Below are 22,046 nucleotides of genomic sequence, written 5' to 3'. Positions count from 1 at the left end.
TATAAACACCGAACGTTTGTTTTGTTAAATTAGGTTGTAGATATAGCTTTAAATTTTAAATATTATTATCTAAAAATATATATCTGTCAAACAATAGGTATGTGATAAATATGAATTTGCGTGAAATTATAATGGATGCCATTAAATATCCAATTAGCGATACTCGAAAATTTTTAATATTCTGTGCTTTAATTATTCTAATGAGCTTATCAACAATTCTTCCATCATACGGATTAAAGAATGATACATTAACTTTAATTTTAACTCTTGTAACATTTGTCGTTTCATTTATAGTCTTAGGATACTCAGTTGATGTCATTAAAGGTGGAACTGAAGGTGATGATACACTTCCCGATTTTGATTATGTAAAACAATTTGTTCTTGGAATTAAAGCATTAATTTTAGATATAATCTATTTCATCATACCAGTAATCATTGTTATAATTGTTGCTTCCGCAAGCGGACTTTTTACCTCATTCACTGAGGCAATATATGCAAGTATTGACGCTGTATCCAAGGGTGCAAGCGATTTTACCTCAATAATAGCAGCTATTCCTCAATCAACAATGAACACATTCACCAATTCCCTAACCATTACATTAATTGTTGCAATCATATTATTTATAATATTTTCATTGATGTCCTTTACCGGACTTGTCAGATTTGCAAAATCCGGAAGCGGAATTGAAGGCCTGAGATTCAAGGAAATACTAAAAGACATGAGAAAAATAGGATTTGTAAGGATTATTGTTACATTGATTGTAATTTATATAATTGCATTTGCTTTGACACTTGTCATCGGAGCGATTGGACTGATTCCATATATTGGAGTTTTCATAGGCATTTTTGTCGGAGTACCGTTTATACTATTGTTTTTATACAGAGCAATCGGTTTATTATATGCGGATGCATAATATTAAACCAATCTTTTCTTTTTTTAAAATTTATTCATAAATCATATTACCACATTACCAATACAGAATAGGAGAATACCATGATTGAAAAATCAAATATGACAATTATCGGAGGCACAAGAGGCCTTGGAAAATGGATAGCCGAACACCTGAAAAATGATTTCAACATAACAATCACAAGCCGCAACGAAACATCCGGAAAAGAAATAGCAAAAGAACTAGATGTTATGTATAACAGCAACAATATCGATGCAGTTAAAGATGCAGACATTATTCTTTTCTGTGTTCCTATAGTATTCATGGTTGACACAATTAAAGAGGTGGCTCCACATGCCTCTGAAGGATCATTGCTGATGGATGTTGCAAGCATAAAAACGGAAGCCGCAGAGGCTTTAGATAAATACGCTCCTGAAAATGTGGAAATAATGCCCTGCCACCCGATGTTCGGACCAAGAGTTCCTACACTCGAAAGGCAAATTATCGTACTGACACCCTTTGAAAACAGGTCAAACAAATGGCTAGGAAGAATCAAAGACTATTTAACTAAAGCAAATTGTGAAATTGTTATAACAACCCCTCAAGAGCATGACAAGTACATGAGCATCGTTCAGGGACTGACACATTTTTCATTTATAGCACTGGCTTCAACAATCAGGAAACTGAATATAAACGTTAAAGAATCCAGAAACTTTTCAAGCCCAATTTACAGTTTAATGCTAGATATGGCAAGCCGTATTGTTTATCAAAATCCTTATCTTTATTATTCCATACAAAAAAATAATAAGGAAACAGAAAATGCTAGAAAAGCACTGATAAAAGAAAGCATATACCTGTCTAACCTTATTGAAGAAGGCGATGAGGAAGATTTTGTAAAAAATATAGTAAAATCAGCACAGCACTTGGATGAACGGGAAGAAGCGCTGATTCGTTCGGATAAGGCAATAAGCATGACCTCACAAAAAGCAAACATACTGACAAAATCAATCGGAAAAGAGATAGGTATATTCCAATCCTACAGCAAAGAAACCCATGTGGGAACCGTAGAAAAGGTCACCTCAAAAAATGTAATACTGAATACTGGTGATGAAAAAGTCACCATGGCCATTTCCAATATAGACATATTGTCCGATAGTGAACTTTATGAATGGAAGAAAAACAACCTTAAATTGGAACATCATAATTTAAACGTGCTTTTGCCATCAGGATGTGATGAAAAATATTTAATACAAATGTTTACCCATATTGACCCTGTAATCAGTGCAGAAATCATCAATACAAACATTAATGATTCAAAAACTGAATACACCTTCCATTACACACTATTCGATGAAAAAGACAAAGCATATGTTGAAGAATATGTAAAAGGAATTGGTGGAGAAATACAATAATTGGTGTTTAACACACCAATTAAACTATATATCCCAAGCCTCGTTTTCAGGGTCATTGGGATCATCATAAATTTCTTCATTCCAATAATTATAATCGAAATAATCATCAACTTCCTGATTCAAACCCCAATTGTGATTTTCATAATAAGTATACGGGTCGAAATTATTTTTAACCGTGATTGATTTGGTTTTTTTAGCTTTTTTATAATGAGAGTCACCGAAGAATTTAACTTTAACCTTATATTTTCCCACATTATATTTTACTCGAATTCCTTTATTGTATGATTTATACACCCATTTATAGTTTCCATTTTTATCGGTTATCGTATAATTTATCATACCATTGGATTTGATTTCCTTACCTTTTTTATCAACCAATTTAATAACAATATATCCTTTATTATCAATTGCGCAATCATCGGTGGATATTTTGACTTTGACTTTTTGTTTGGCAACAACAGGGCTTGCAAGCAGGATGCAAACTGCAAGTATTGCCAAAATGATGACGATTTTTTTATTCATGTTATTAAATTGTTACAAATACTATTTAACTATTGACATTGAAATATATTACTAAGTGATTTTTTATGATTGAATATGATGATATAATTAAGGAGTCCCCGTTTCTGGTAAATCATTTGATTACATTAAAAAAAACACATGATTTCTACATAAACAAGCATATAAAAAATGGAACCGACATATTGCCTAGCCAATATTACATGCTACTTTTTTTATACCATGAACTGGGTACAACACAGTCAGACATTGCAAAAGCCTGCCTGATGGACAGGAGTGGAGTTTCAAGGGCTTTTAAGGATTTTGAAGAAAAAGGACTGATTGAAAGAGAAATTGATGAAACAAACAAAAGAGCATACAAAATCACTTTAACCAAAAAAGGCATTGAAACCGCCGAATTCATCATTGAAAAAGAAGAAGAATGGGACGATATGATCTGCAGTCAGTTAGACATTCCCCGCAGTGACCTGTTAAAATTATTATCCAAAATATCCCTCAAATCATTAGAATTCAATCGAGAACATTTTTAAATATTTTAATAAAATCACCTCAATTTTACAAAACCATCACAATATTTCCTAATTACTTAAACAAGCTTTAAATTATAGTTTGATTAATGAATAGTTATGATAGAATTAGTTATAGCTTGCTTTATAGGAATATTAATCGGAACCGCAACCGGCATGATACCTGGCATTCATGTGAATACAGCCGGTGCAATACTTTTTGCATCCTCAACATTCCTTTTAACAATCGTTTCACCGGAATTTCTATGCGTTTTAATGGTTTCAATGTCAATAGCTCATGCATTAATAGAATTTGTACCCTCAATGCTTTTAGGCGTTCCACAGGAAGGAACTGCAACATCAATCCTTCCGGGACACAGAATGGTATTGCAGGGAAGGTCAAAGGAAGTAATCAGAATCGTCTCCGTTGGAGGATTTGGCGCAATTATTGTAACCATTATAATGCTTCCAATCTTTGCAATAGTCCTTCCAATACTGCATGATGTGACAAAACCGTTTACATGGATTATCCTGCTTGTTGCATCCGTTTATCTGACATACAGTCTAACTGTAAATACAAGAGACTTTTTATGGTCACTATTGTTATTCATACTTTCAGGAATTCTTGGCTGGATTATTTTCCAGACCCCAATATCCTCCGGAACCACACTGATGTGCACATTTTCGGGACTGTTCGGAATAAGCACAATCTTATTCAGCTTAAACGATTCCTCAACAATACCTCATCAAAACCCATTTTATGAATTGAACATCGATTACCCCAAATTCAAAAGCATCTTTGCCGGAGGAATAACCGGTGCAATTCTAGGTTTTCTGCCAGGTTTTGGACCGGCTCAGGGAACAGTTATTGCCCAGGCAGTAAGCGGAGCAAATGACAATGACGATGATGATACTGTTAACTTCCTGCTTGCAACTTCCGGTCTTAACATTTCAGACTGTCTGTTTTCACTGATTGCAATCTACATTATCGGAAACCCAAGAAGCGGAATAGCTGTTTACATGTCATACCTGATTTTTGAGATGGGATTAAATCACCTGGCAATTTTCATTTTTGCATCACTGATTGCAGTTTCAGTATCCCTAGTGCTGTCATTGAAACTTGGAGACTCTTTTTCAAGACTGATGGGTGGTGTTGACTACAAAAAGCTTTCAATTGGAGTAATCCTGCTTCAGATTGCCATACTGTACATATTTATTTTTTATTACAAGGCACCATTTTTCTACATGACACTGGCTTTAATTACATCTACAGCCATGGGAATGCTTCCTCACTACATTGGAGTTGGAAAATCTCATTTGATGGGCGTTCTAATTATTCCTGCAATTGTAATCTATATGCAAATGTTTATTTAGGTGATTAGATGAAAAATATATTATTGAATGAATTTAAAGAATATGAGAATATGGAAAAGAACGATTTGAACATAGACATTGGTAACTTTAGTCCAACTGTAATTTTACCATTAATCTATAATGAAAACTTAAATTTTGAAAATATAAATTCCATAAGAAAAATTGATATTAATACTGACAATTCTGCAGAAGTTGCAAATGAAATTTTAGAAGAATTAGAAATTAATAAATCAAATCTAAATACTTTAAAATTTATTTTTCATGAATTAATAGCAAATATTTATGACCACTCATGCTTTGAGAAAGCATATGTAATGGGAAGAATAGATGGAGATTACTATGAATTCTCATTTTTAGATGACGGTATAACCATACCCAATTCATTAAAAAAAGTTAATTATCCCATTAAAAATGATTCTGATGCACTGCTCAAAGCAATAAACGGACTATCAAGTAAAAAAGAATTAGGATACGTTGAAAGAGGAACTGGATTAAATAATACTACAAATATTGTTACATCAGGCAGCGATGGTGAATTATTGATTGTTTCAGGATGTGCACTAATTCATATAACTAAAGATAACATTATTGCAAGAGAAATTCCTAACGATTGTATTGATGGAACATTAGTAAGTTTAAGAATGAAATTAAACAAAAAAATTGATATTTATAAATATTTAAAACAAGTAAAATATGAATTGATAATATGAATCAAATTGAAGTTTATTTAGAAAAAGAAATAGGCCCAGATTTAGGATCAAGACAAAAAATCGAAGAATTATTTAAAAATATTGATTCAAATGCTTCAAAAGTTATCATGAACTTTGAAGGTATTGATTTTATGGGCCGCAGCTTTGCTCAAGAATACCTTAATCGAAAGCATATCGCTACATTTGAAGTCATTGAAAAAAATATGAGTGAAGATATTCAAAAAATGTTTGAAATAATTTTAAAATTAAATAACAGATTATAGCTAGATAATAACCACATTATCTGCAATCTCTTCAGCTTTCTTTTTGATTTGTGAAATATCTGCTCCCGGAAATGCATCAATTACACATAAATCCACATCACCAATATCCAAATTCTCAAATGATTCGTTGAATATTTCATAATTTTTTTCTATTCCATTTATTTTGAGGTTATTTTTTAGTGCTTCAATCATCTCAGGGTTTATATCATTGAATATTACCTTTTCAAAACCGTATTTAAGCAAGTATATTCCTATTGCTCCAAGCCCACACACCCCATCAAGTGCCACACCAGTTTTAATATCATTATTGTCAAGATAATTGTGCAGTTGAACCAGTTTCTGTTCGGTGGTTACTGCAACTTCGATATGATGTATGGATTGGTTTTTTTGAATAATTATCTTATCTGAAAGCAGTGTTCTCATTACGTTTGTCTGTGCATCGTCACCTGCAAGAATTTCAAAGTGATTTATTTCAGAATCTTTATCTGCCTGACCAACAGTAACCTGAGGACTTCCCTTTAAGACACAAGCAACTTCAGGAACCTCTTCGATTAGCTGTAATGCCACTTCTTTTGTAAAATCCGGATGAAGCAAAATCAATGTTTTTTTACCAATGAACTGAGGGTTAAGGCTACTGAAATAAAAGTTTGACAATGGAACCGGGGAGTTTCTTCTCAAAGTCGCCTTTTCAGGAACAATTTCTGATTCAATCATTATCTTCAGGATGTGACCCATTACAATATCCAATGGTCTTTTGCCGCATTCACACCTTAAATAATCCCCATCAATAGTTTCAAAATCGATTAAATCTTTTAGTGGAGAGAATTTTTTTATCTGAACGTCACTGCAGTTTTCACATTCCTCAAGTGATTTGATTTTTTCATCAATGTCTAGTATGGAAATCACCTCAAAATTGCTTTAATGTTTAAATATTGTTTTATATCACTAATAATGCTTTCAAAAGTAATAAAAACTATATAAATTAGTATTACTAATTAGTATATGCAACTAAAAAAAGTCGCCATTGGTGAAAAATATGAACAATGATATAATACCACAATATGATGTAGTAAGGCAGAATTATTCTGCTGAAGAAAGAATCCTTTTAGGAGAAATACGTGAAAACTTGGTTGATTTAGCTATATCCACTGGTGAAAATTACCAAGCAAATGAAGAGATATTATTAAATGACATTAAGAACTTTTTATTCTTAAGGTTGAGTGGAGAAAATCAAAATAATAATATCTCAAATGAATATTTAGATAGCTTATCTCGAAAGTTCCTCAGGGACATCATAGGATATGGAGAAATTGACCCTCTTATTCAGGATGACGAACTGGAAGAAATCATGATAATCGGAACATCCAAGCCCATTTTTGTATATCACAGAAAATATGGAATGATGAAAACAAATCTCCAGTTCAATGATGAATCCGAACTAAGAGACATAATCGATTCAATTGCAAGACAAATTAACAGAAGAATCGATCAGGAATCTCCGATTCTTGACGGCCGTCTGGCAGATGGCTCAAGAATCAACGCCACCATCCCACCGGTTTCAGCCGACGGCCCCTCACTGACAATACGTAAGTTCAGACGAGACCCATTAACCATAATCGACCTGATTAATTCAAAAACAATATCACTTGATCTTGCAGGATTTTTATGGTTGTGCATTGACGGGCTTGGAGTGAAATCCGCCAATGCAATAATATCTGGAGGAACCAGTTCTGGAAAGACAACAACATTAAATGCACTTTCAGCATTCATCAATCCGAATGAGAGAATCATTACAATTGAAGACACACTTGAGCTTCAAATTCCACACGAGCATGTCATCCGTATGGAAACAAGACCTGCCAATATTGAAGGCAAGGGAGAGTTAACAATGAATGATCTTGTTAAAAATTCACTAAGACAACGCCCAGACAGAATAATAGTTGGAGAGGTAAGGGCAGATGAGGCAATTACCCTTTTTACAGCATTAAATACAGGTCATTCAGGTTTTGGGACATTGCATTCAAATGATGCCAGAGAAACCATAACAAGACTGACCAATGACCCCATGTCAGTGCCCGAGATTATGATTCAGGCAATTGATTTTATAATAATGCAGAATAGAATCTACACCCCTTCAGGCGTTTCATTTAGAAGAGTGAGTGAAGTAGCAGAGGTTGTTGGAATGGAAGAAGGTACAGTCCAGTTAAATAAGATTTTTCAATGGAATCCTGAAAGAGACACAATTGAAAACATCAGCATTACCAGCAATACCCTACAGCAAATTGCCACATTAAGCGGAAAATCAATTCCCGAGCTTAAAAGCGAAATTGAAAACAGAAAAATTGTCCTGAAACATATGATTAATCAAAACATCCGTTCGGTTGAAGGCGTAAACAGCGTTATTGAGCTATATTACAAAAATCCGAAGCAAGTCTTAAACAGAATTATCTTAAACAGGTGAGACAATGTTCAATAATTTCTTTATTCTTATTGGAGGGATATTTTTGTCCCTGATTGAGTTTTTCAAAAACCTATCCCTTCCGGATCACTCCAAAAAATCAAAAAGTGGCCAAATTGATTTGTCTATATTTGAAAAATTGAATTTTGAAGTTGAACCACAACTTGCCAAACATGAAACACGTCTTGATGAAATACGTGATGAACTGCTTTACTATCTGTTAAAAAAATATGTAGTGGGACTACTGTTTGCTGTATTGGTTTTACTTGCATTTTTGACAAGCTGGGAGATAAGCGGGATGTATCTGACATTGGTTTTAATGATTTATATGTCTTTACTATATTATCCCCAAATCAAGGAGCAAAGAGGATATTCTGATTTAAATCAGGAACTTCCTTATGCTTTAAGGCATATGAGCATAGAGTTAAAAGCAGGTCGAGGATTGCATGACAGCCTAATAACAATAAGAAATGCAAATTACGGATCACTGTCCCGTGAATTCAATAGAGTCCTAGAAGAGATAAAGTTTGGAAAATCAACTGAAGACTCATTGATGGAGATGTCCCGCAGAGTCAAATCTGAAGGCCTCACAAGAGCAATTCATCAAATAATAGGTACCCTAAGAGTTGGTGGAAATCTTGCAAGCAGTTTAGAGATTATTGCTAAAGACATTTCATTTGATATGCAGATTAAACTAAAAGAATATGCTCAAAAATTGAATTCATTTATTCTGATTTATACGTTTGTCGCAATTTTGGCGCCAGTAATCAGTTTGATAATGTTAATGGCAGGTTCTACAGTCATGGGAGATATAATTTCTTCAGAATTACTGTTTGTAATTTATACGATATTTTTCCCGCTGGTTGTGATGTTTATGGGTTTGTTTATAAAAAAATTAGAGCCACAAATTTAAAGATAGGTGAAATTAAATATGTTAGACATATTTAATTTCGTGAGAGTAGTTATATGCTTTTTATTAAATTAGAAAAGAGAGTTAAACTAATTTAATAACAATCGGAGTGTAGTAATATGGTCTTTAAATAAACCATACTAGCAATGAAAAATTAGATTTTTAGGTAGACCTAACTTTTGATTGCTATTTAAAAATATTGTAACAAATAGTATATAAATGTTTCTAATTTTTTAGGCATACCTAAAATTTAGTGATCATGAAAAATTTTGAAAAAAGAGATAATAATTGGTGTTTAGTGTTTGAGGAGAGTTAAACACCAATTTCGTTTTTTGGAAAATTTGGCAGATAAATTTCCCATGTATTAAATTAGAAAATTGTGGAAAGCTAATTCAATACAAATATTTATATTTTGGAGATTGTATTATTATTGACTAATAATATGTTTTGTTAAGTGAAAAATTTAGGTTCACCTAAATTATATGTCACTTGTATTAAAGTTGGTCATCATAGTATATAAAGGTTTCGGTAATTTTTAGGCATACCTAAATTTTTTTACACTATGATTACAAAGATAACAAGTGTTATATAACAGGTAGTATAAACTAGTATATAAATGTTTTGTAAAAATTAGGTAAGCAAAAAAAAATATGAAAAAATAGTAAATGAGAGTTATTGAAAAATAACTCAAAATATATAAAAAAGATTTAAATTAAACTACCGTTTCTGAAGTGAGCTCAAAAAAATAATTTTTTAATCCAAAATACTGCCTTCATTTGCCTTGATCATGAAATAAGTAAAGTATAAAATATTACTGAACTCATATTCGCCACTGTTTTGAATGCCAATTGGATTCAAAATGCCAATATCAGTCATTTTAGCTAAAAAATTACTTAAAACATTTATTCTTCTTCAGATAGATATTGTTCCAGTTCATTTTTCTGGAAGCTATATATCTGGTGTTTTCCCAGTTTTAAAAGAATATTCAAATAATGTTTTGATTCTATTCTGTTTAAATCCGGACGTATCTGTTTGATTCCCAGCTCATTGGCAGCAGTTAAGATACCCATTGCCGCTGTTTCTTTTGTTATGATTTCACCATCAGCCTGCCAAAAGACCGCATCCCCAATATGTTGCATCATTAAAGGAGAACCTTGGGAGAATAATACCAATAAATCCAATGCATCATTTTGACAAGTCATGCCCACACTATCAAACGCATTGACAAAAAACTGACAAACATCACTATCTTCAAGATTGGTTATTTCCTCATGGTGAAATATTCTTCCAAAAGACAAATCCTGCAGCACCAGATTATCGAATTTCTCAGGATATCCTGCAAATAATATATATAACGGCAAATCAAATGAATCATCAACCTCAATGGTGTCTGCAAACCTCTTATACCAGTTGACAAATTCTTCCTGTTGTGATAAACCATTAATATCATCTATAATCAAAAAGATACAATCCTTATCATCAAATTCCCCAACCAGTTCATTTAAAATGTAATGAAAACTTGCGACCAAATCTCTGGAAGTTTCCTCATCAGGCTTGAAATGTATTTTAGCGCCCTTAAATTCAATACTTTCTAATTTACCAAATAAGCTTTCAAAGCCTCTTTCAAAAAAGCTTTTCTCCACATTATTTAAAAATGCTTCAAAAATAGAGGTCACAAGAGCCTCAAGGGAATTCTGACCTTTATTGGAAACATAAATGCCCAAAGCGTTTTTGTTGTCTTCAAGGTATTGTTTGACAAATTCTGCAAGTGATGTTTTACCAATACCTTTCTTACCTGTTAAAAAGAAATGCTGCACATCCCTGTCACAGGCATTATTATAATACCTTAATATTTTCTGAATACTGGAATGTCTTCCTTTAAAGTAATATGGAGAAACTGGCTTACCTGGTTGAAATGGACTTTCACGATCAATACTTAACTCAAAGTTCATTGTTTTTGCCTCCAAATAATTAATTAATAATAGTATATTTTATTAGATATTAAAAAGTTTTGAAAGTGCGACAACATGAAAAAACACACAACCACAACCACAATAACCGTCAAAAAATAAACCTAAATTAAACCATCAATAATTAAAAAAAAAGTCTAAAAAAATAGTAAATGAGAGTTATTGAAAAATAACTCAAAATATATAAAAAAAATCTACATTAATCTTCCTACACCAGTAATTTCAATACTAGCAACACCATCAATAGCCTGAACCATTTCTTCAACAGCTTCAGATCCACCTTCACCATCTTCAGTGATGAATTGTAAAATTACAGCAACTAAACCAAATGCAATTGGTTCTTCTGCAATTTCGTGGATTTTTGCACCTTCAGGCATTGAACTTTCAATAGTTGCTTTGATTGCTTCTAAGTCTTCTTCAGGACTGTCTGGCATAATTTTCATAGTAGTTAATACTTCACCCATTCTAATTCCTCCATTTAAATTTAAGGTCCTTCAAAACCACATTCACATTTGTAAGCGTGGCCAAAAGTACGGCATTTTTCACATCTTGCAATTTTTGCTCCACATTCAGGACATTCAAATTCAACGAATGTACCGGTTAATGGAATTTCTTGTTTACAACTTACACATTCTACTTTTTTCATTCTAATCACCTGTTATTTGTGTGTAATCGAAGTTATAATCATTTATATTATCATCTATTAAAGATAAAACCCTTTCAGGGTACTTCCCATTCACAACATAACAATTAGTCCCATACCTTAATAAAAGAGACGGTAACATTACATCAATTGATGACTCTTGAAAAGTTAGTAAAGTTTTTGCATCAATTTTACTTATGAATGTTGAACCTGGCTCTTTCGGTTCTTGGGTATATATACCATTTACATTTGTTACTATTAAAAGGTTTGCATTTAGAAGGTGTGCAACATAAGCTGCAATTGAATCTGAAGTCACATCCCAGCTGCACTCAAAGGGATCTTCTCTTTTTAAAAAATCAGAAACGACAAAAATTGGAGTCAAACCTTCATCGGAAATTTTATTTACCTCTTCAATGGAAAATGCCAATTCAGTTGATTCCACTTTATCGTTAACAAGTTTTGCTATAATATCCATGCAATCGATAGCTCGCCAGTGATTAGTATGTTCTGTAAAGTGGATTTCCTCATCATATCTGCGAATCAGATTTGCAAATTCGCCACCGCCCAAAATAATAACTGAATTGGATTTTTCCAATTGCTCTGCAAGTTCAATTGCATAATTTGGAAACAGACTTCCACCAATCTTTACAACCTGTTTTATAATGACAACCACAACCATTAATTATAAAAGTTTCAAATCACCAGTAACCTCATCAAGAACATCATCCTCATCAGGACCAAGTGCCAGAACAGTCACACTGGAAGAGGGTATTTGTGTTCTTCCAGCATCAACAACCAAATAATTTGCAATACCCTTTTTATCAGCCATTTTTTTAAGAGAAGTTAACTCTTCTAAAGTTTTCACTTTTAAAACCACTTTGGCATATGCCTCATTTTCCCATTTTTTAATTTTATCCTGAGGCGATTTCTTATAAGCTCCTATAGCTCCATGACAACATTGTGCAGCGATTTTTCCTTTACGCATTTTCAAATCAGTTCTTACAATCATCACTTGTTTCATCTTATCACTATCACATTATTACTAAAAAATCAAAAGTTTCTTGAAAATTTAAATATAAACAATCCCACATATAATTAAATTCCTGATTATAATAACTATATGATTAAAACAAGTATATAAATTTGATTGAAATAGAAATTCGGCCTAAAAAATTAAAAAATAATATTAAAACTAGGAAAATTCCTAGTTTAATTAAATTATAATTTGAAGTATACCAATACAATAGCTATAATAACTAAAATAGCTGCTATACTTAACATTATAACATATGTGCTTACACCAGAAGGGTTTCCAGTTTCAGATACATTAGTGTTATTGGCAGTGTTGTTTGTAACATTTGTTGTTTGGTTTGTTGCATTGACAACATCATCTGTTGATACATCATCACTTGAAGAAGAATCAGCAGCACTGTATGTTGGTTGAGATTGTGAATATGAACCGGAACTGTATCCGCTGGAACTGTATCCGGAATTTGAGCTGGATCCATAATTAGAACCTGAGCTATAACTGCTAGAACTAGAACCTGAACTGGATTTTGAACTACTACTTTTTGACGAATCAGAACTAGAACTTGAAGAATCTTTACTGCTTGAATCAGAACTGCTACTACTAGATGAAGAATCTGAAGATGAACTAGGAGAATCTGATGAAGAAGAAGATGAAGACGAAGAAGAATCTGAAGAACCAGAACCTGAAGAATCTGAAGAGTCACTTCCTCCATCACTAGAATCAGCAAATGCTACACCACATGCAGACATGATAATAACAAATGCCAATATTAAACTTAAAATTTTATTAATATTCATTTAACCACCTGATACTTTTAAATTTAAAAGTAGATTTATATTTAACAATTTTAAATTCATTACTTAAAACTTTTACCATATAATCCTCATTAATCTAACAAGATACAATATTATAAAAAATTCAATCGCAAAAATAATAAGAGTAAAACCGATTTTGACAATACTTTAATTAGATAGTATTTACAAAATTATTAATGATTATATTTTAAGGAGATAATAATGACTCGTATTTCAATTTTAGACAAAGACCGATGTCAACCGAAAAAATGTGATTATCTTTGTATACATTACTGTCCAGGTGTTAGAATGGATGAAGACACCATAGTGATTGATGAAGATTCCAAAAAACCGTTGATATCTGAAGAATTATGTGAAGGGTGCGGTATTTGTACCAACCGTTGCCCGTTTGATGCTATTACAATTATTAACTTGCCTGAAGCAGCAGGCGAACCAATTCACAGATTTGGTCAAAACCAATTTGAACTGTTCGGACTTCCATCTCTTGAACCTGGAAGCGTACTGGGTCTTCTCGGACCAAACGGTATTGGTAAATCCACAATAATGAACATATTATCCGGAAGTTTAATCCCAAACTTTGGGGATTTTGAAAACAAACCTGAAAACTGGGATGCAGTAATTGACTATTACAAGGGATCATCCCTTCAGAAATACTTCCAAGACTTATCCGAAGGAAACATAAAAACCATCCTAAAACCACAGATGGTCGATAAGCTTCCGAAAGTTGTTAAAGGTAAAGTTAAAGATTTACTTAGCAATGTTAATGAAAGGGACAAACTGGATTACGTTACCGAGGAATTGCAGCTTGAAAATGTTCTTGACAGAAATATGGAAAACCTGAGTGGAGGAGAACTTCAAAGAGTTGCAATAGCTGCAACCGTTTTAAGAGAAGGGGACTTCTACTACTTTGATGAACCGACATCCTGGCTGGATGTTTCCCAAAGATTAAATGCAGTAAAGGTAATAAGATCTTTAGCTGAAGAAGGTAAAAGCGTGCTTGTCATTGAGCACGACCTTGCTACTTTGGACGCATTATCTGACAATGTCCATATACTATACGGACAGCCAGGAGGATACGGTGTGGTTTCCGGTAAAAAAGGAGTTCGTTTAGGTATTAATGCTTACATCAATGGATTTTTAGCTGAAGAAAATGTAAGAATCAGAAGAAATCCAATTGAGTTTACAATCAGACCGCCAACTCCAGAAGATGAAGGTGATGCACTTGCATCATACAGCGATTTGTCAAAAGAGTATGACGGATTCAGTTTAAGTGCAGATGCCGGTGAAATATTTTACGACGAAATTGTAACTGCATTCGGTTCAAACGGTATCGGTAAAACAACATTTGCCAAAATGCTTGCAGGCGTTGAAGAGCCAACCGCAGGAGAGGTTGATGAAGAAGTTACAATTGCATACAAGCCACAATACATTGTTTCAAACTTTGAAGGAACCGTAAGTGACTTTTTATATATGAATGCACCTAGTTTCGGATCAAAAATCTTTGAAAGTGAAATCATGAACCCATTAACATTGGATGAAATGCTTGACAAACCAGTTAAAGGTTTAAGTGGGGGAGAACTTCAAAGACTTGCAATAGCTGCAACATTATCAAAAGATGCTGAAATATATCTTTTCGACGAACCAACAGCATTTCTTGATGTGGAACAAAGATTAATTGCTGCAAGAGTCATTCGTAAGATGGTTGAAAGCAGAAATGCTGCATCACTTATTGTAGACCACGATATCGTGTTTATCGATTATATCTCTGACAGGGCAATGGTGTTTAACGGAACTCCCGGTTTAAACGGTCATGCTTCAAAACCGACTGACCTTAGAAATGCAATGAACGAGTTTTTAGGAAACCTGAACATTACATTCAGAAGAGATAAGGAAACCAAAAGACCAAGAGTCAACAAGCTCGACAGTTACAAAGACCGTGAACAGAAAGAAAAAGGAGAATATTATTACTTGTCAGATTAAATATTCTCTTTTATATTTTTTTTAATTCATTTAAAATATATTTTTTAAGTACAGTTACTGCTTTTTCCCCATCATCATCCAAACGGACAGCATCCAACGGATTTAAATCATAAGTCTTAACAACTGCATCTGCAGAAATATTTTTTACTGGATTAATTTCTTTTTCGTTCAAAATCACTGATGCGCAGTCATCACCACAACCTGTAATTGTAACAATTTTTGCATCTTCAAGAATTGAAGAACAATTATTAGGCTGAGCGGAATACTCAGTTATGCATGCCGCTACAATGTTATCGTTTTCAAGTGCCAGTTCAACGGTAGCTGCCCTTACAACCAAACCCAACGGGCTTAATCCACTACAGGATACCAATGCTATTTTCTCGTTCATTTTTTCATCCTCGAATATCTTTTTTTAACTTTATCGTAACCTCTTATGTAAAAGGGACAGAAGTTTATGCAGATGCTGCAGCCTTCACGGTGTGCAGTGCATAATTTCCTTTGAAACTTTTCATTTTCATCAAATGCATTTTCAGGACATCTGTCAATGCATACTCCGCAGGTGGAGCAGTAATCCTCAACCCATTTAAGTTCATTTTCCTCTTTAAATGGCAAGTTTTCAATTGAAGTATGGATCATGAAAAATCCTAAATTCAACCCTTCCTTAAACATGCACATGTTGCTTCTTGTAATTACCGCATCATTGGACTGAAGAGCAATTGCTCTTAAACTTACCCTATCATCCAATGGATTGATTAAATCGGCTTTAAAGCCTTCTTCTCTTAAAATGTCTGCAAGAGCAAATGTCTTTTGACCGAATTCCTGAAATTCCAAATCCATCAGTTTGCATTTTTCATCTGAAGGTTTCATTTTAAGAATTTCATCAGACATTGCATATTTAAGGATAATTATATTGTCCCAGTCAATATCCCATTCCTCTTTAAACTCATCGCTTAGTTTGGAATAGCTGAGACCCACAAATCCTGATGCAACGGCAATGTCAGCAAATTCATTTAAAAAATCATTAGAAATAGTGGTTTTCGGATGGTGAGGGTTTTCTATATCATAAAAATTAGGAATAGGTTGATGATACCTAAATCTCATATCATTAACCTTATTTTGTTCTCAAAGCTTCAACTGCTTTTGGGAATTCTTCACAGAATACCTTGATTTCTTCAGTTGGTATGGAGAAACTTATACGCAAGTATCTGTCACCGAATTCTTCTGAAGTGTATTCCCCTTCCCTTGTAAACAGTTTTTTCTCAATCAGGTAATTGGACATGACCTTCGGATTGATTCCGGCACCTGACAGGTCGATTACCATCATGTTTGCATCTGATGGGTAAACCGGCAGGAATACTCCTTCAATCGGTTCAATCATTTCATTGATTAACCTTTGATTTTCAAAACAGGTTTCACGCATTTCATCAAACCATTGTGGTTTAGATTTAAGACCTGCGATTGCACCGTATTGTGAAATGATATTGACTCCCAAATCATTGACTACAGCATTTTTAATAGCATCAATTATCGGTTTTGAGGATACAACTCCCCCTACCCTTAAACCTGCCATTCCGAATATTTTTGAAAAACTGTAGATTGTCAGTGTTTGGCCAGGAGCATAGTTTTCCACTAAAAAGTGCTCACGTGCAAAGTCTTTATAGGTTATATCATGTAATAAGTATAAATCATTTTCCTTTGCAATTTCTGCAAATTCTTTTAGTTCATCTTCAGTGTATGATGAACCTAACGGATTTAATGGGTCAATAAGTATTACCATACGGGTGTTTTCATCCATATTTTTCCTTAACAAATCAGGTGTTAGCTTGTAGTCATTTTCAGGATAGTAAATCGGAACATACCTTACTTCGCTTGCAAAACGGTTTGCAAAGTCTCCTATGATAAAGTAACCAGGATCAGATAGTACCACATTGTCTTCAGGTTCAAGCAATGCCTGCATAACCAGATACAATGATTCTGTTGCACCGGATGTTAATAATACTTCCAAATCTTTTAATCCCAAATCATCCAATATTAATTGTTTAAGTTCGCTGAATCCTTCAGGGGCAGGGTATCGACAAAAAGTTTTTTCCTTGATGGCTTCAATCATAGCATCGGCTATTGTATCATCATGCAAATGGTTGGTGTTTTGACCCATCCAAATCATGTCTTTGTCCATGTACATATCTTCAAAAAACTCATTAGCGGAGTCATATCCTTCAGGAGGCACTCTTTCGGTTTTTTGAAATTTCTTTTTCGGGTTTTTAATATCGAAATCCTCTTCCCTCATAATTATCACTCAAACAATTCCAAAATAAATATTTATATTTAATTGTTAATAAAATTAACTTAATTTATACCATCGGAAGTTATTGAAAAAGTAACCTGCCTTCCTTCAGGTATTGATCTGTGACGTTTTAGTGTGGCTACCCTTTGATTTATCTCTTCACCACGTTCCAATTTAATTATTACCTTGCTTATATACTCTATAATATCCCCACCTACTGCCCTGACCTCATTGTTTCCTTCATCGTCAAAGGCATTATAAATCTGATTGGTAATAATCACTGCAATATCATACCTGCGGGCAATGTTGGACAATAATTGAATTTGCTTTCTAAGCTCCTTGCTTAACTTGTATGATTTCATATCATCTACACGATATAATGCAACGGCAGAGTCCAGAACAATCAAATCCACTTCTTCATGGTGCTTTCTAAGCCATACGTCAATTGATCTTAGGTTTTCAGTTTGCTGTAAAAAATCAGTCGGTTCTAAAACCATAATATTATTGGCCACATTTGAGAAATAAGGTCCTGAAATCTGTTTGATTCTGTCAATTGATATTCCCCCCTCAGTGTCAATGTAAATTACTTTTCTGTTGTTTTTTGCAACGTTAACAGCCAATGTCAGTGCAACATTGCTTTTACCAGAACTTGGAGAACCGAATATCTCAGTTACACAACCTTTCTCAAAACCCCCATCCAGCAAGCCATCAAGTGAAGAGTTTGATGGAAGCTTGTGATTATCTACAAAGTTAGCCAATACTTTCATGATACAATATTGATTTTCATATATTATAAATATTTAAAAAACATATTTTAATATAACTAAAGGAGTGTTTGATATGAACAAGAAGATAATTGTGTTTTTTGTAGTCCTGTTGTTCGCCCTCAGCATGGTCTGGGCAGGCAACAACACTACAGATACTCTTGAAGTGGAAGACAATGGACATTATATCCTCCCTATTTCCATTTCAGATGGGGAAATTAAATTCAATGACGGATTTACTGGTTTTAACATAAATCCTGATAAAAATAATGCTGGAATGTCAGACAAGTTTCTATTAGATGAATTTAATGGAAAGGATATTGAAAATACAGTGAAATCAGTTATTATCGAAGCATATAAGCAAGGAAAAGAACATGAGATTGCACAAATTTTAACCAAACTCAACAATGGAGATTCAAATGACGATGTAATCAAAGAAGCATTGAATTCACATGAAAAAATCGGCAGCAACCCTGTTGTTAAAATTGACAATTCAACTGAAGCCACTTTTAATTTTGAATATTTGAAATCCGTTGATGATGAGAAATCCGATTGCATTGCATATACAGTTTCAATGAAAACCGTTGAAGAGCCCGAAATACTGTCAACTCCAAGTGATGATTCAGGCAATCAGCCAGTAGATGAAACTGGTGATGAGGATAACGATAAAACCGCTGATAATCAAAACAAAGAAACAGACAATCAAAAACAAACAGATGACAGTAAAAAATCCGATGACAATACACAAGATAATCAAAAACAAACTGATGACAATAACAAATCAGATAATGATACAACAGTAAATGAAACAAACAAAACAATTGTAAATAAGACAAATACAGTCATTGTTAATGAGACCAACACCACAATCATTAATAACAACAATGTGAAAACCATTAACAACACCAATGACACACCACAAAATGACACAACCTCACAGCTTTTAAAAGCAGCTGGAAACCCAATATTCATACTGATAATTGTTATTGTGATTATTACAATTATTGCAGTTGCTGTTCGCAGAAAAGATTAATTTTAATCTTTTCTTTATTTTTTTAGTTACCATCCATTCACTTTAACTTTATATATAACCTCTTACAACGCTAATTATGCAACAACTGTTAAGAGGTGAAAATTTTGAAAAAAATAATACTTACTTTGTTTATCGTTTTGCTATCCATGACAATAGGACTTAATTGTGTATCAGCGGAAAATAATACACTAATCATGTCCAGTGAAGTCGAAGAAGATGAATTGAAAATTAAAAATGAAGAAGACCGAACAGGTGATCTTGTTGGTGCAAGTGAAGACGGTCATTACAATATAAGTTTTGATGACGGATACAATGGATATTGTATTAACTATGGCGATGAAGAAGCAACAAAAGGAAATAACTTTATAGTAAAGGACACCTCCGAAGCAATTAATCGTCAAAGCAAAGAATCCATTGGAAATGAATTGAAAACTTTCTTTGTAGAATATTATGACATTGCAATGCAGGACACCGTTAAAACCCAACATATCATTTGGCATTTTAGTGATGATTTTACTGGAAAAAGAGTTGATTCAAAGTTAATGGAAGAAATTAAAGCTACATCCAGCCAAAAAATTATTCCTGATCACGGCGCTGTTAAAAAAATAAACAATACTACTGAAGCTGTATTTGACTTTGAAGTATTGCAATCCACAAATCCAGGACATCAGAATTTCTTTGCATATAAAATAACTTACAGAGACATTGTACAAGCCATAATAAATGAAACCAACAACAATAATTCAAATTTAACAAATGACACTTTAAAAAATGAAAGCACCCCAACAACTCCAGAAAATAAAACAAACACTAGTGAAAATACACCAGTTATCCCTAAAAATAAAACTGAAAACATTAAAGCACAAATAAAAGAAGACAATACTAAAAATGATATTTCTAATGAAAATGATTCAAAAGATTCAAAATCACATAAAAGTTACCTTAAAAAACATGTGACAGGATATAATTTTATTCCGGCATTAATCATTCTATTATTAGGAACATTATTGTTAGTTAAATACGCAAGAGATTAATCATAATCTCTTATTTTCTTATTATTTTTGGTTTAAAACCAGTCAAATCAATAATGGATGAAGCGTTTTTTGTATTTAAATCACCGACATCAATGACCAGATCCACTTCACAGTCCAGCTGTTCTAAAATTTCTCGGGGATTGGATAAAACTTCATCATCAGATAAATTGGCACTGGTAGTGGTTATTGGAAAAATACTTGCCAGCCTGCATGCAAGTTCACAGTCCGGAACCCTGACACCGACATTGCTCAGACCGCTTGTAATGTATCTTGGAACAATTTTCCTTTTGGACAAGATAAATGTGTAAGGACCCGGCAAATAACTACTAATCGTATTTTTTTGACCCAATGATATTTTTGAAACCATACCAATTGTTTCAACATTACGGACAAGAATTGATAATGGCTTTAAAAAGCTTCTCTTCTTAATGTCAAAAACTCTTCTTACTGCCTTATTGTCGAAGATGTTTGCTCCAAGACCATAAACCGTATCTGTAGGGTATAATATTACTCCCCCATCGGCCAGGACTCTTATTGCTTCGTGAACAATATCTTCATCTACTTCATCAATGCTTGTTTTCAGGACTTTCATTCACATTTATATTAGATAAAAACTTTATATATAACTATGCTTCAAAGTTTAAGACCATTATTGACAAGAATATTGAATCCGATAGCTCGAAATCTGAACATCAATCCAAATATCGTTACGGTAATATCACCATTCGTTGCAGTGCTTGCAGCATATGGTTTTGCAAATCATTACCTTCTTTTAGGGTGTTTTGCGATTTTATTATCTGGGTTTTTGGATGTTGTTGACGGTGCCGTTGCAAGATATCATAACAGGGCATCCAAGTTTGGAGCATTCCTTGACTCAACAATGGACAGGTTTGCAGATGCAATAATCTACATCGGAATTATTTTTGGCGGATACTGTGACTGGTTCGTTGGAGTTCTGGCGATTCATTCTGCAATATGTGTAAGTTATGTTAGGGCAAGGGCAGAATCCCAGGGTGCTGAGTGTAACATTGGAATTGCTGAAAGGGCAGTCAGGATGATTATATTAATTGTTGGAGCGATTATAGGATACTTTGCAGGTGACATTTACTTTACCTATGTTATCTACATTCTTGTGATTTTATCATACTTTACTGTTGGACAGAGAATAATGCATGTTTGGAGGCAATTGAAATGAGTGAACTTGAAAGTCCAGAAAAAATAGCAAAGGACATTGCGAAACTGGAAAGGAATTTGAATCAGGTAGCCGACATTACTTTTGAAGGCAAGGAAAAAGAAGTGTATGACAGGGCTGTTGATTACTGGAACGATTCAAAATATTATCTTGAAAAAGAGGATATGAGGACTGCATTCGGTTGCATTGAATACAGTCACGGATTATTGGATGCTTTAAGGATGATTCATGGAATCATCTAAACTATTTTTATATTTGT

Annotated in this window: 27 protein-coding genes; 13 read left to right on the top strand and 14 right to left on the bottom strand. The window is 33.5% G+C overall.

What is annotated here, in order from left to right:
- The first annotated feature begins 110 nt into the window (after positions 1-110).
- Both IJ258_RS06810 and IJ258_RS06805 read left to right on the top strand, forming a co-directional pair.
- A complete protein-coding gene (locus IJ258_RS06810; protein WP_292804829.1) occupies positions 111-914 on the top strand; it encodes a DUF4013 domain-containing protein in 804 nt (267 codons plus the stop codon).
- 80 nt (positions 915-994) lie between these two features.
- Complete coding sequence (locus IJ258_RS06805) at positions 995-2,302, top strand: prephenate dehydrogenase (RefSeq protein WP_292804826.1); 1,308 nt, start codon at positions 995-997, stop codon at positions 2,300-2,302.
- A gap of 24 nt (positions 2,303-2,326) precedes the next feature.
- On the opposite strand, the gene IJ258_RS06800 is transcribed toward IJ258_RS06805, so the two are convergent.
- The gene (locus IJ258_RS06800; protein WP_292804823.1) at positions 2,327-2,824 is read right to left on the bottom strand and encodes a hypothetical protein; all 498 of its coding nucleotides are present in this window, start codon (positions 2,822-2,824) and stop codon (positions 2,327-2,329) included.
- 65 nt (positions 2,825-2,889) lie between these two features.
- Between IJ258_RS06800 and IJ258_RS06795 the strand changes: the two genes are divergently transcribed.
- From IJ258_RS06795 to IJ258_RS06780, 4 genes are all read left to right on the top strand, one after another.
- The gene (locus IJ258_RS06795) at positions 2,890-3,351 is read left to right on the top strand and encodes a MarR family winged helix-turn-helix transcriptional regulator (protein ID WP_292804820.1); all 462 of its coding nucleotides are present in this window, start codon (positions 2,890-2,892) and stop codon (positions 3,349-3,351) included.
- Positions 3,352-3,447: 96 nt separating this feature from the next.
- Positions 3,448-4,701 carry a tripartite tricarboxylate transporter permease gene (locus tag IJ258_RS06790; RefSeq protein WP_292804817.1) on the top strand — a complete coding sequence of 418 codons (1,254 nt, stop codon included), beginning with the start codon at positions 3,448-3,450 and terminating at the stop codon, positions 4,699-4,701.
- Between the two features lie 8 nt (positions 4,702-4,709).
- The gene (locus IJ258_RS06785) at positions 4,710-5,411 is read left to right on the top strand and encodes a hypothetical protein (protein WP_292804814.1); all 702 of its coding nucleotides are present in this window, start codon (positions 4,710-4,712) and stop codon (positions 5,409-5,411) included.
- Positions 5,408-5,674, top strand: coding sequence for a hypothetical protein (locus tag IJ258_RS06780; RefSeq protein WP_292804811.1), 267 nt, complete (start codon positions 5,408-5,410; stop codon positions 5,672-5,674). Before IJ258_RS06785 ends, IJ258_RS06780 begins: the two co-directional genes overlap by 4 nt.
- Here the strand turns inward: IJ258_RS06780 and IJ258_RS06775 are convergent, their stop codons facing one another.
- On the bottom strand, positions 5,675-6,580 hold the full coding sequence (locus IJ258_RS06775; protein ID WP_292804808.1) for a methyltransferase domain-containing protein: 906 nt from the start codon (positions 6,578-6,580) through the stop codon (positions 5,675-5,677).
- Between the two features lie 130 nt (positions 6,581-6,710).
- Here IJ258_RS06775 and IJ258_RS06770 point away from each other — a divergent pair, with 130 nt between their 5' ends.
- Both IJ258_RS06770 and IJ258_RS06765 read left to right on the top strand, forming a co-directional pair.
- Positions 6,711-8,135, top strand: a complete 1,425-nt coding sequence (locus IJ258_RS06770) for a CpaF family protein (protein WP_292804804.1) — start codon at positions 6,711-6,713, stop codon at positions 8,133-8,135.
- A gap of 4 nt (positions 8,136-8,139) precedes the next feature.
- Positions 8,140-9,045 (top strand): type II secretion system F family protein, encoded by a 906-nt coding sequence (locus tag IJ258_RS06765; RefSeq protein WP_292804801.1) that lies wholly within the window; start codon positions 8,140-8,142, stop codon positions 9,043-9,045.
- A gap of 750 nt (positions 9,046-9,795) precedes the next feature.
- Here IJ258_RS06765 and IJ258_RS06760 read toward each other — a convergent pair.
- From IJ258_RS06760 to IJ258_RS06730, 7 genes are all read right to left on the bottom strand, one after another.
- Positions 9,796-9,918: a hypothetical protein gene (locus tag IJ258_RS06760; RefSeq protein ID WP_292804798.1), complete on the bottom strand. Its 123-nt coding sequence runs from the start codon at positions 9,916-9,918 to the stop codon at positions 9,796-9,798.
- 26 nt (positions 9,919-9,944) lie between these two features.
- A complete protein-coding gene (locus IJ258_RS06755) occupies positions 9,945-10,994 on the bottom strand; it encodes an ATP-binding protein (RefSeq protein WP_292804795.1) in 1,050 nt (349 codons plus the stop codon).
- Positions 10,995-11,206: 212 nt separating this feature from the next.
- A complete protein-coding gene (locus IJ258_RS06750; protein WP_292804792.1) occupies positions 11,207-11,476 on the bottom strand; it encodes an elongation factor 1-beta in 270 nt (89 codons plus the stop codon).
- A gap of 20 nt (positions 11,477-11,496) precedes the next feature.
- Complete coding sequence (locus IJ258_RS06745; protein ID WP_292804789.1) at positions 11,497-11,658, bottom strand: zinc finger domain-containing protein; 162 nt, start codon at positions 11,656-11,658, stop codon at positions 11,497-11,499.
- 1 nt (position 11,659) lies between these two features.
- Positions 11,660-12,334, bottom strand: coding sequence for a delta 1-pyrroline-5-carboxylate synthetase (locus IJ258_RS06740; RefSeq protein ID WP_292804786.1), 675 nt, complete (start codon positions 12,332-12,334; stop codon positions 11,660-11,662).
- A 3-nt stretch (positions 12,335-12,337) separates the two neighbouring features.
- On the bottom strand, positions 12,338-12,676 hold the full coding sequence (gene pth2, locus IJ258_RS06735; RefSeq protein ID WP_292804783.1) for an aminoacyl-tRNA hydrolase: 339 nt from the start codon (positions 12,674-12,676) through the stop codon (positions 12,338-12,340).
- 197 nt (positions 12,677-12,873) lie between these two features.
- Positions 12,874-13,482, bottom strand: coding sequence for a hypothetical protein (locus IJ258_RS06730; RefSeq protein WP_292804780.1), 609 nt, complete (start codon positions 13,480-13,482; stop codon positions 12,874-12,876).
- A gap of 219 nt (positions 13,483-13,701) precedes the next feature.
- Between IJ258_RS06730 and IJ258_RS06725 the strand changes: the two genes are divergently transcribed.
- Complete coding sequence (locus IJ258_RS06725) at positions 13,702-15,480, top strand: ribosome biogenesis/translation initiation ATPase RLI (RefSeq protein WP_292804777.1); 1,779 nt, start codon at positions 13,702-13,704, stop codon at positions 15,478-15,480.
- 10 nt (positions 15,481-15,490) lie between these two features.
- Here the strand turns inward: IJ258_RS06725 and IJ258_RS06720 are convergent, their stop codons facing one another.
- Genes IJ258_RS06720 through radB form a run of 4 tightly spaced genes read right to left on the bottom strand, consistent with a single transcriptional unit; the run spans position 15,491 to position 18,531 of the window.
- Positions 15,491-15,868: a putative zinc-binding protein gene (locus tag IJ258_RS06720; RefSeq protein WP_292804774.1), complete on the bottom strand. Its 378-nt coding sequence runs from the start codon at positions 15,866-15,868 to the stop codon at positions 15,491-15,493.
- Positions 15,865-16,581: a 4Fe-4S binding protein gene (locus IJ258_RS06715; RefSeq protein WP_292804771.1), complete on the bottom strand. Its 717-nt coding sequence runs from the start codon at positions 16,579-16,581 to the stop codon at positions 15,865-15,867. The genes IJ258_RS06720 and IJ258_RS06715 overlap by 4 nt, the downstream gene beginning before the upstream one ends.
- A gap of 10 nt (positions 16,582-16,591) precedes the next feature.
- Complete coding sequence (locus tag IJ258_RS06710; RefSeq protein WP_292804768.1) at positions 16,592-17,767, bottom strand: pyridoxal phosphate-dependent aminotransferase; 1,176 nt, start codon at positions 17,765-17,767, stop codon at positions 16,592-16,594.
- Between the two features lie 59 nt (positions 17,768-17,826).
- Positions 17,827-18,531 carry a DNA repair and recombination protein RadB gene (gene radB / locus IJ258_RS06705; RefSeq protein ID WP_292804765.1) on the bottom strand — a complete coding sequence of 235 codons (705 nt, stop codon included), beginning with the start codon at positions 18,529-18,531 and terminating at the stop codon, positions 17,827-17,829.
- 73 nt (positions 18,532-18,604) lie between these two features.
- Here radB and IJ258_RS06700 point away from each other — a divergent pair, with 73 nt between their 5' ends.
- Together IJ258_RS06700 and IJ258_RS06695 are read left to right on the top strand one after the other, a co-directional pair.
- Positions 18,605-19,561: a hypothetical protein gene (locus IJ258_RS06700; protein ID WP_292804762.1), complete on the top strand. Its 957-nt coding sequence runs from the start codon at positions 18,605-18,607 to the stop codon at positions 19,559-19,561.
- A 146-nt stretch (positions 19,562-19,707) separates the two neighbouring features.
- Complete coding sequence (locus IJ258_RS06695; RefSeq protein WP_292804759.1) at positions 19,708-20,595, top strand: hypothetical protein; 888 nt, start codon at positions 19,708-19,710, stop codon at positions 20,593-20,595.
- A gap of 10 nt (positions 20,596-20,605) precedes the next feature.
- Here the strand turns inward: IJ258_RS06695 and IJ258_RS06690 are convergent, their stop codons facing one another.
- A complete protein-coding gene (locus tag IJ258_RS06690; RefSeq protein ID WP_292804756.1) occupies positions 20,606-21,187 on the bottom strand; it encodes an L-threonylcarbamoyladenylate synthase in 582 nt (193 codons plus the stop codon).
- A 36-nt stretch (positions 21,188-21,223) separates the two neighbouring features.
- On the opposite strand from IJ258_RS06690, the gene pgsA reads away from it, so the two are divergent.
- Together pgsA and IJ258_RS06680 are read left to right on the top strand one after the other, a co-directional pair.
- On the top strand, positions 21,224-21,790 hold the full coding sequence (pgsA, locus tag IJ258_RS06685; protein ID WP_292804753.1) for an archaetidylinositol phosphate synthase: 567 nt from the start codon (positions 21,224-21,226) through the stop codon (positions 21,788-21,790).
- Positions 21,787-22,029 carry a DUF357 domain-containing protein gene (locus IJ258_RS06680; protein ID WP_292804750.1) on the top strand — a complete coding sequence of 81 codons (243 nt, stop codon included), beginning with the start codon at positions 21,787-21,789 and terminating at the stop codon, positions 22,027-22,029. Before pgsA ends, IJ258_RS06680 begins: the two co-directional genes overlap by 4 nt.
- Positions 22,030-22,046 lie beyond the last annotated feature (17 nt).

This window comes from Methanobrevibacter sp. (genome assembly GCF_017468685.1).
Lineage (GTDB): Archaea > Methanobacteriota > Methanobacteria > Methanobacteriales > Methanobacteriaceae > Methanocatella.
Note: the sequence above shows the minus strand (reverse complement) of the source record. Positions and strands in the feature narration are given on the sequence as shown.

What these genes read in the sequence shown, in the direction of transcription:
- IJ258_RS06765 (WP_292804801.1), top strand. Translation starts at nt 8,140, where the DNA reads ATGTTCAATAATTTCTTTATTCTTATTGGAGGGATATTTTTGTCCCTG.
- pth2 (WP_292804783.1), bottom strand. Translation starts at nt 12,676, where the DNA reads ATGAAACAAGTGATGATTGTAAGAACTGATTTGAAAATGCGTAAAGGA.
- IJ258_RS06750 (WP_292804792.1), bottom strand. Translation starts at nt 11,476, where the DNA reads ATGGGTGAAGTATTAACTACTATGAAAATTATGCCAGACAGTCCTGAA.
- IJ258_RS06710 (WP_292804768.1), bottom strand. Translation starts at nt 17,767, where the DNA reads ATGAGGGAAGAGGATTTCGATATTAAAAACCCGAAAAAGAAATTTCAA.
- IJ258_RS06800 (WP_292804823.1), bottom strand. Translation starts at nt 2,824, where the DNA reads ATGAATAAAAAAATCGTCATCATTTTGGCAATACTTGCAGTTTGCATC.
- IJ258_RS06730 (WP_292804780.1), bottom strand. Translation starts at nt 13,482, where the DNA reads ATGAATATTAATAAAATTTTAAGTTTAATATTGGCATTTGTTATTATC.
- IJ258_RS06740 (WP_292804786.1), bottom strand. Translation starts at nt 12,334, where the DNA reads ATGGTTGTGGTTGTCATTATAAAACAGGTTGTAAAGATTGGTGGAAGT.
- IJ258_RS06690 (WP_292804756.1), bottom strand. Translation starts at nt 21,187, where the DNA reads ATGAAAGTCCTGAAAACAAGCATTGATGAAGTAGATGAAGATATTGTT.
- pgsA (WP_292804753.1), top strand. Translation starts at nt 21,224, where the DNA reads ATGCTTCAAAGTTTAAGACCATTATTGACAAGAATATTGAATCCGATA.
- IJ258_RS06810 (WP_292804829.1), top strand. Translation starts at nt 111, where the DNA reads ATGAATTTGCGTGAAATTATAATGGATGCCATTAAATATCCAATTAGC.
- IJ258_RS06715 (WP_292804771.1), bottom strand. Translation starts at nt 16,581, where the DNA reads ATGAGATTTAGGTATCATCAACCTATTCCTAATTTTTATGATATAGAA.
- IJ258_RS06795 (WP_292804820.1), top strand. Translation starts at nt 2,890, where the DNA reads ATGATTGAATATGATGATATAATTAAGGAGTCCCCGTTTCTGGTAAAT.
- IJ258_RS06760 (WP_292804798.1), bottom strand. Translation starts at nt 9,918, where the DNA reads ATGACTGATATTGGCATTTTGAATCCAATTGGCATTCAAAACAGTGGC.
- IJ258_RS06780 (WP_292804811.1), top strand. Translation starts at nt 5,408, where the DNA reads ATGAATCAAATTGAAGTTTATTTAGAAAAAGAAATAGGCCCAGATTTA.
- IJ258_RS06770 (WP_292804804.1), top strand. Translation starts at nt 6,711, where the DNA reads ATGAACAATGATATAATACCACAATATGATGTAGTAAGGCAGAATTAT.
- IJ258_RS06720 (WP_292804774.1), bottom strand. Translation starts at nt 15,868, where the DNA reads ATGAACGAGAAAATAGCATTGGTATCCTGTAGTGGATTAAGCCCGTTG.
- IJ258_RS06790 (WP_292804817.1), top strand. Translation starts at nt 3,448, where the DNA reads ATGATAGAATTAGTTATAGCTTGCTTTATAGGAATATTAATCGGAACC.
- radB (WP_292804765.1), bottom strand. Translation starts at nt 18,531, where the DNA reads ATGAAAGTATTGGCTAACTTTGTAGATAATCACAAGCTTCCATCAAAC.
- IJ258_RS06785 (WP_292804814.1), top strand. Translation starts at nt 4,710, where the DNA reads ATGAAAAATATATTATTGAATGAATTTAAAGAATATGAGAATATGGAA.
- IJ258_RS06695 (WP_292804759.1), top strand. Translation starts at nt 19,708, where the DNA reads ATGACAATAGGACTTAATTGTGTATCAGCGGAAAATAATACACTAATC.
- IJ258_RS06745 (WP_292804789.1), bottom strand. Translation starts at nt 11,658, where the DNA reads ATGAAAAAAGTAGAATGTGTAAGTTGTAAACAAGAAATTCCATTAACC.
- IJ258_RS06725 (WP_292804777.1), top strand. Translation starts at nt 13,702, where the DNA reads ATGACTCGTATTTCAATTTTAGACAAAGACCGATGTCAACCGAAAAAA.
- IJ258_RS06805 (WP_292804826.1), top strand. Translation starts at nt 995, where the DNA reads ATGATTGAAAAATCAAATATGACAATTATCGGAGGCACAAGAGGCCTT.
- IJ258_RS06755 (WP_292804795.1), bottom strand. Translation starts at nt 10,994, where the DNA reads ATGAACTTTGAGTTAAGTATTGATCGTGAAAGTCCATTTCAACCAGGT.
- IJ258_RS06680 (WP_292804750.1), top strand. Translation starts at nt 21,787, where the DNA reads ATGAGTGAACTTGAAAGTCCAGAAAAAATAGCAAAGGACATTGCGAAA.
- IJ258_RS06700 (WP_292804762.1), top strand. Translation starts at nt 18,605, where the DNA reads ATGAACAAGAAGATAATTGTGTTTTTTGTAGTCCTGTTGTTCGCCCTC.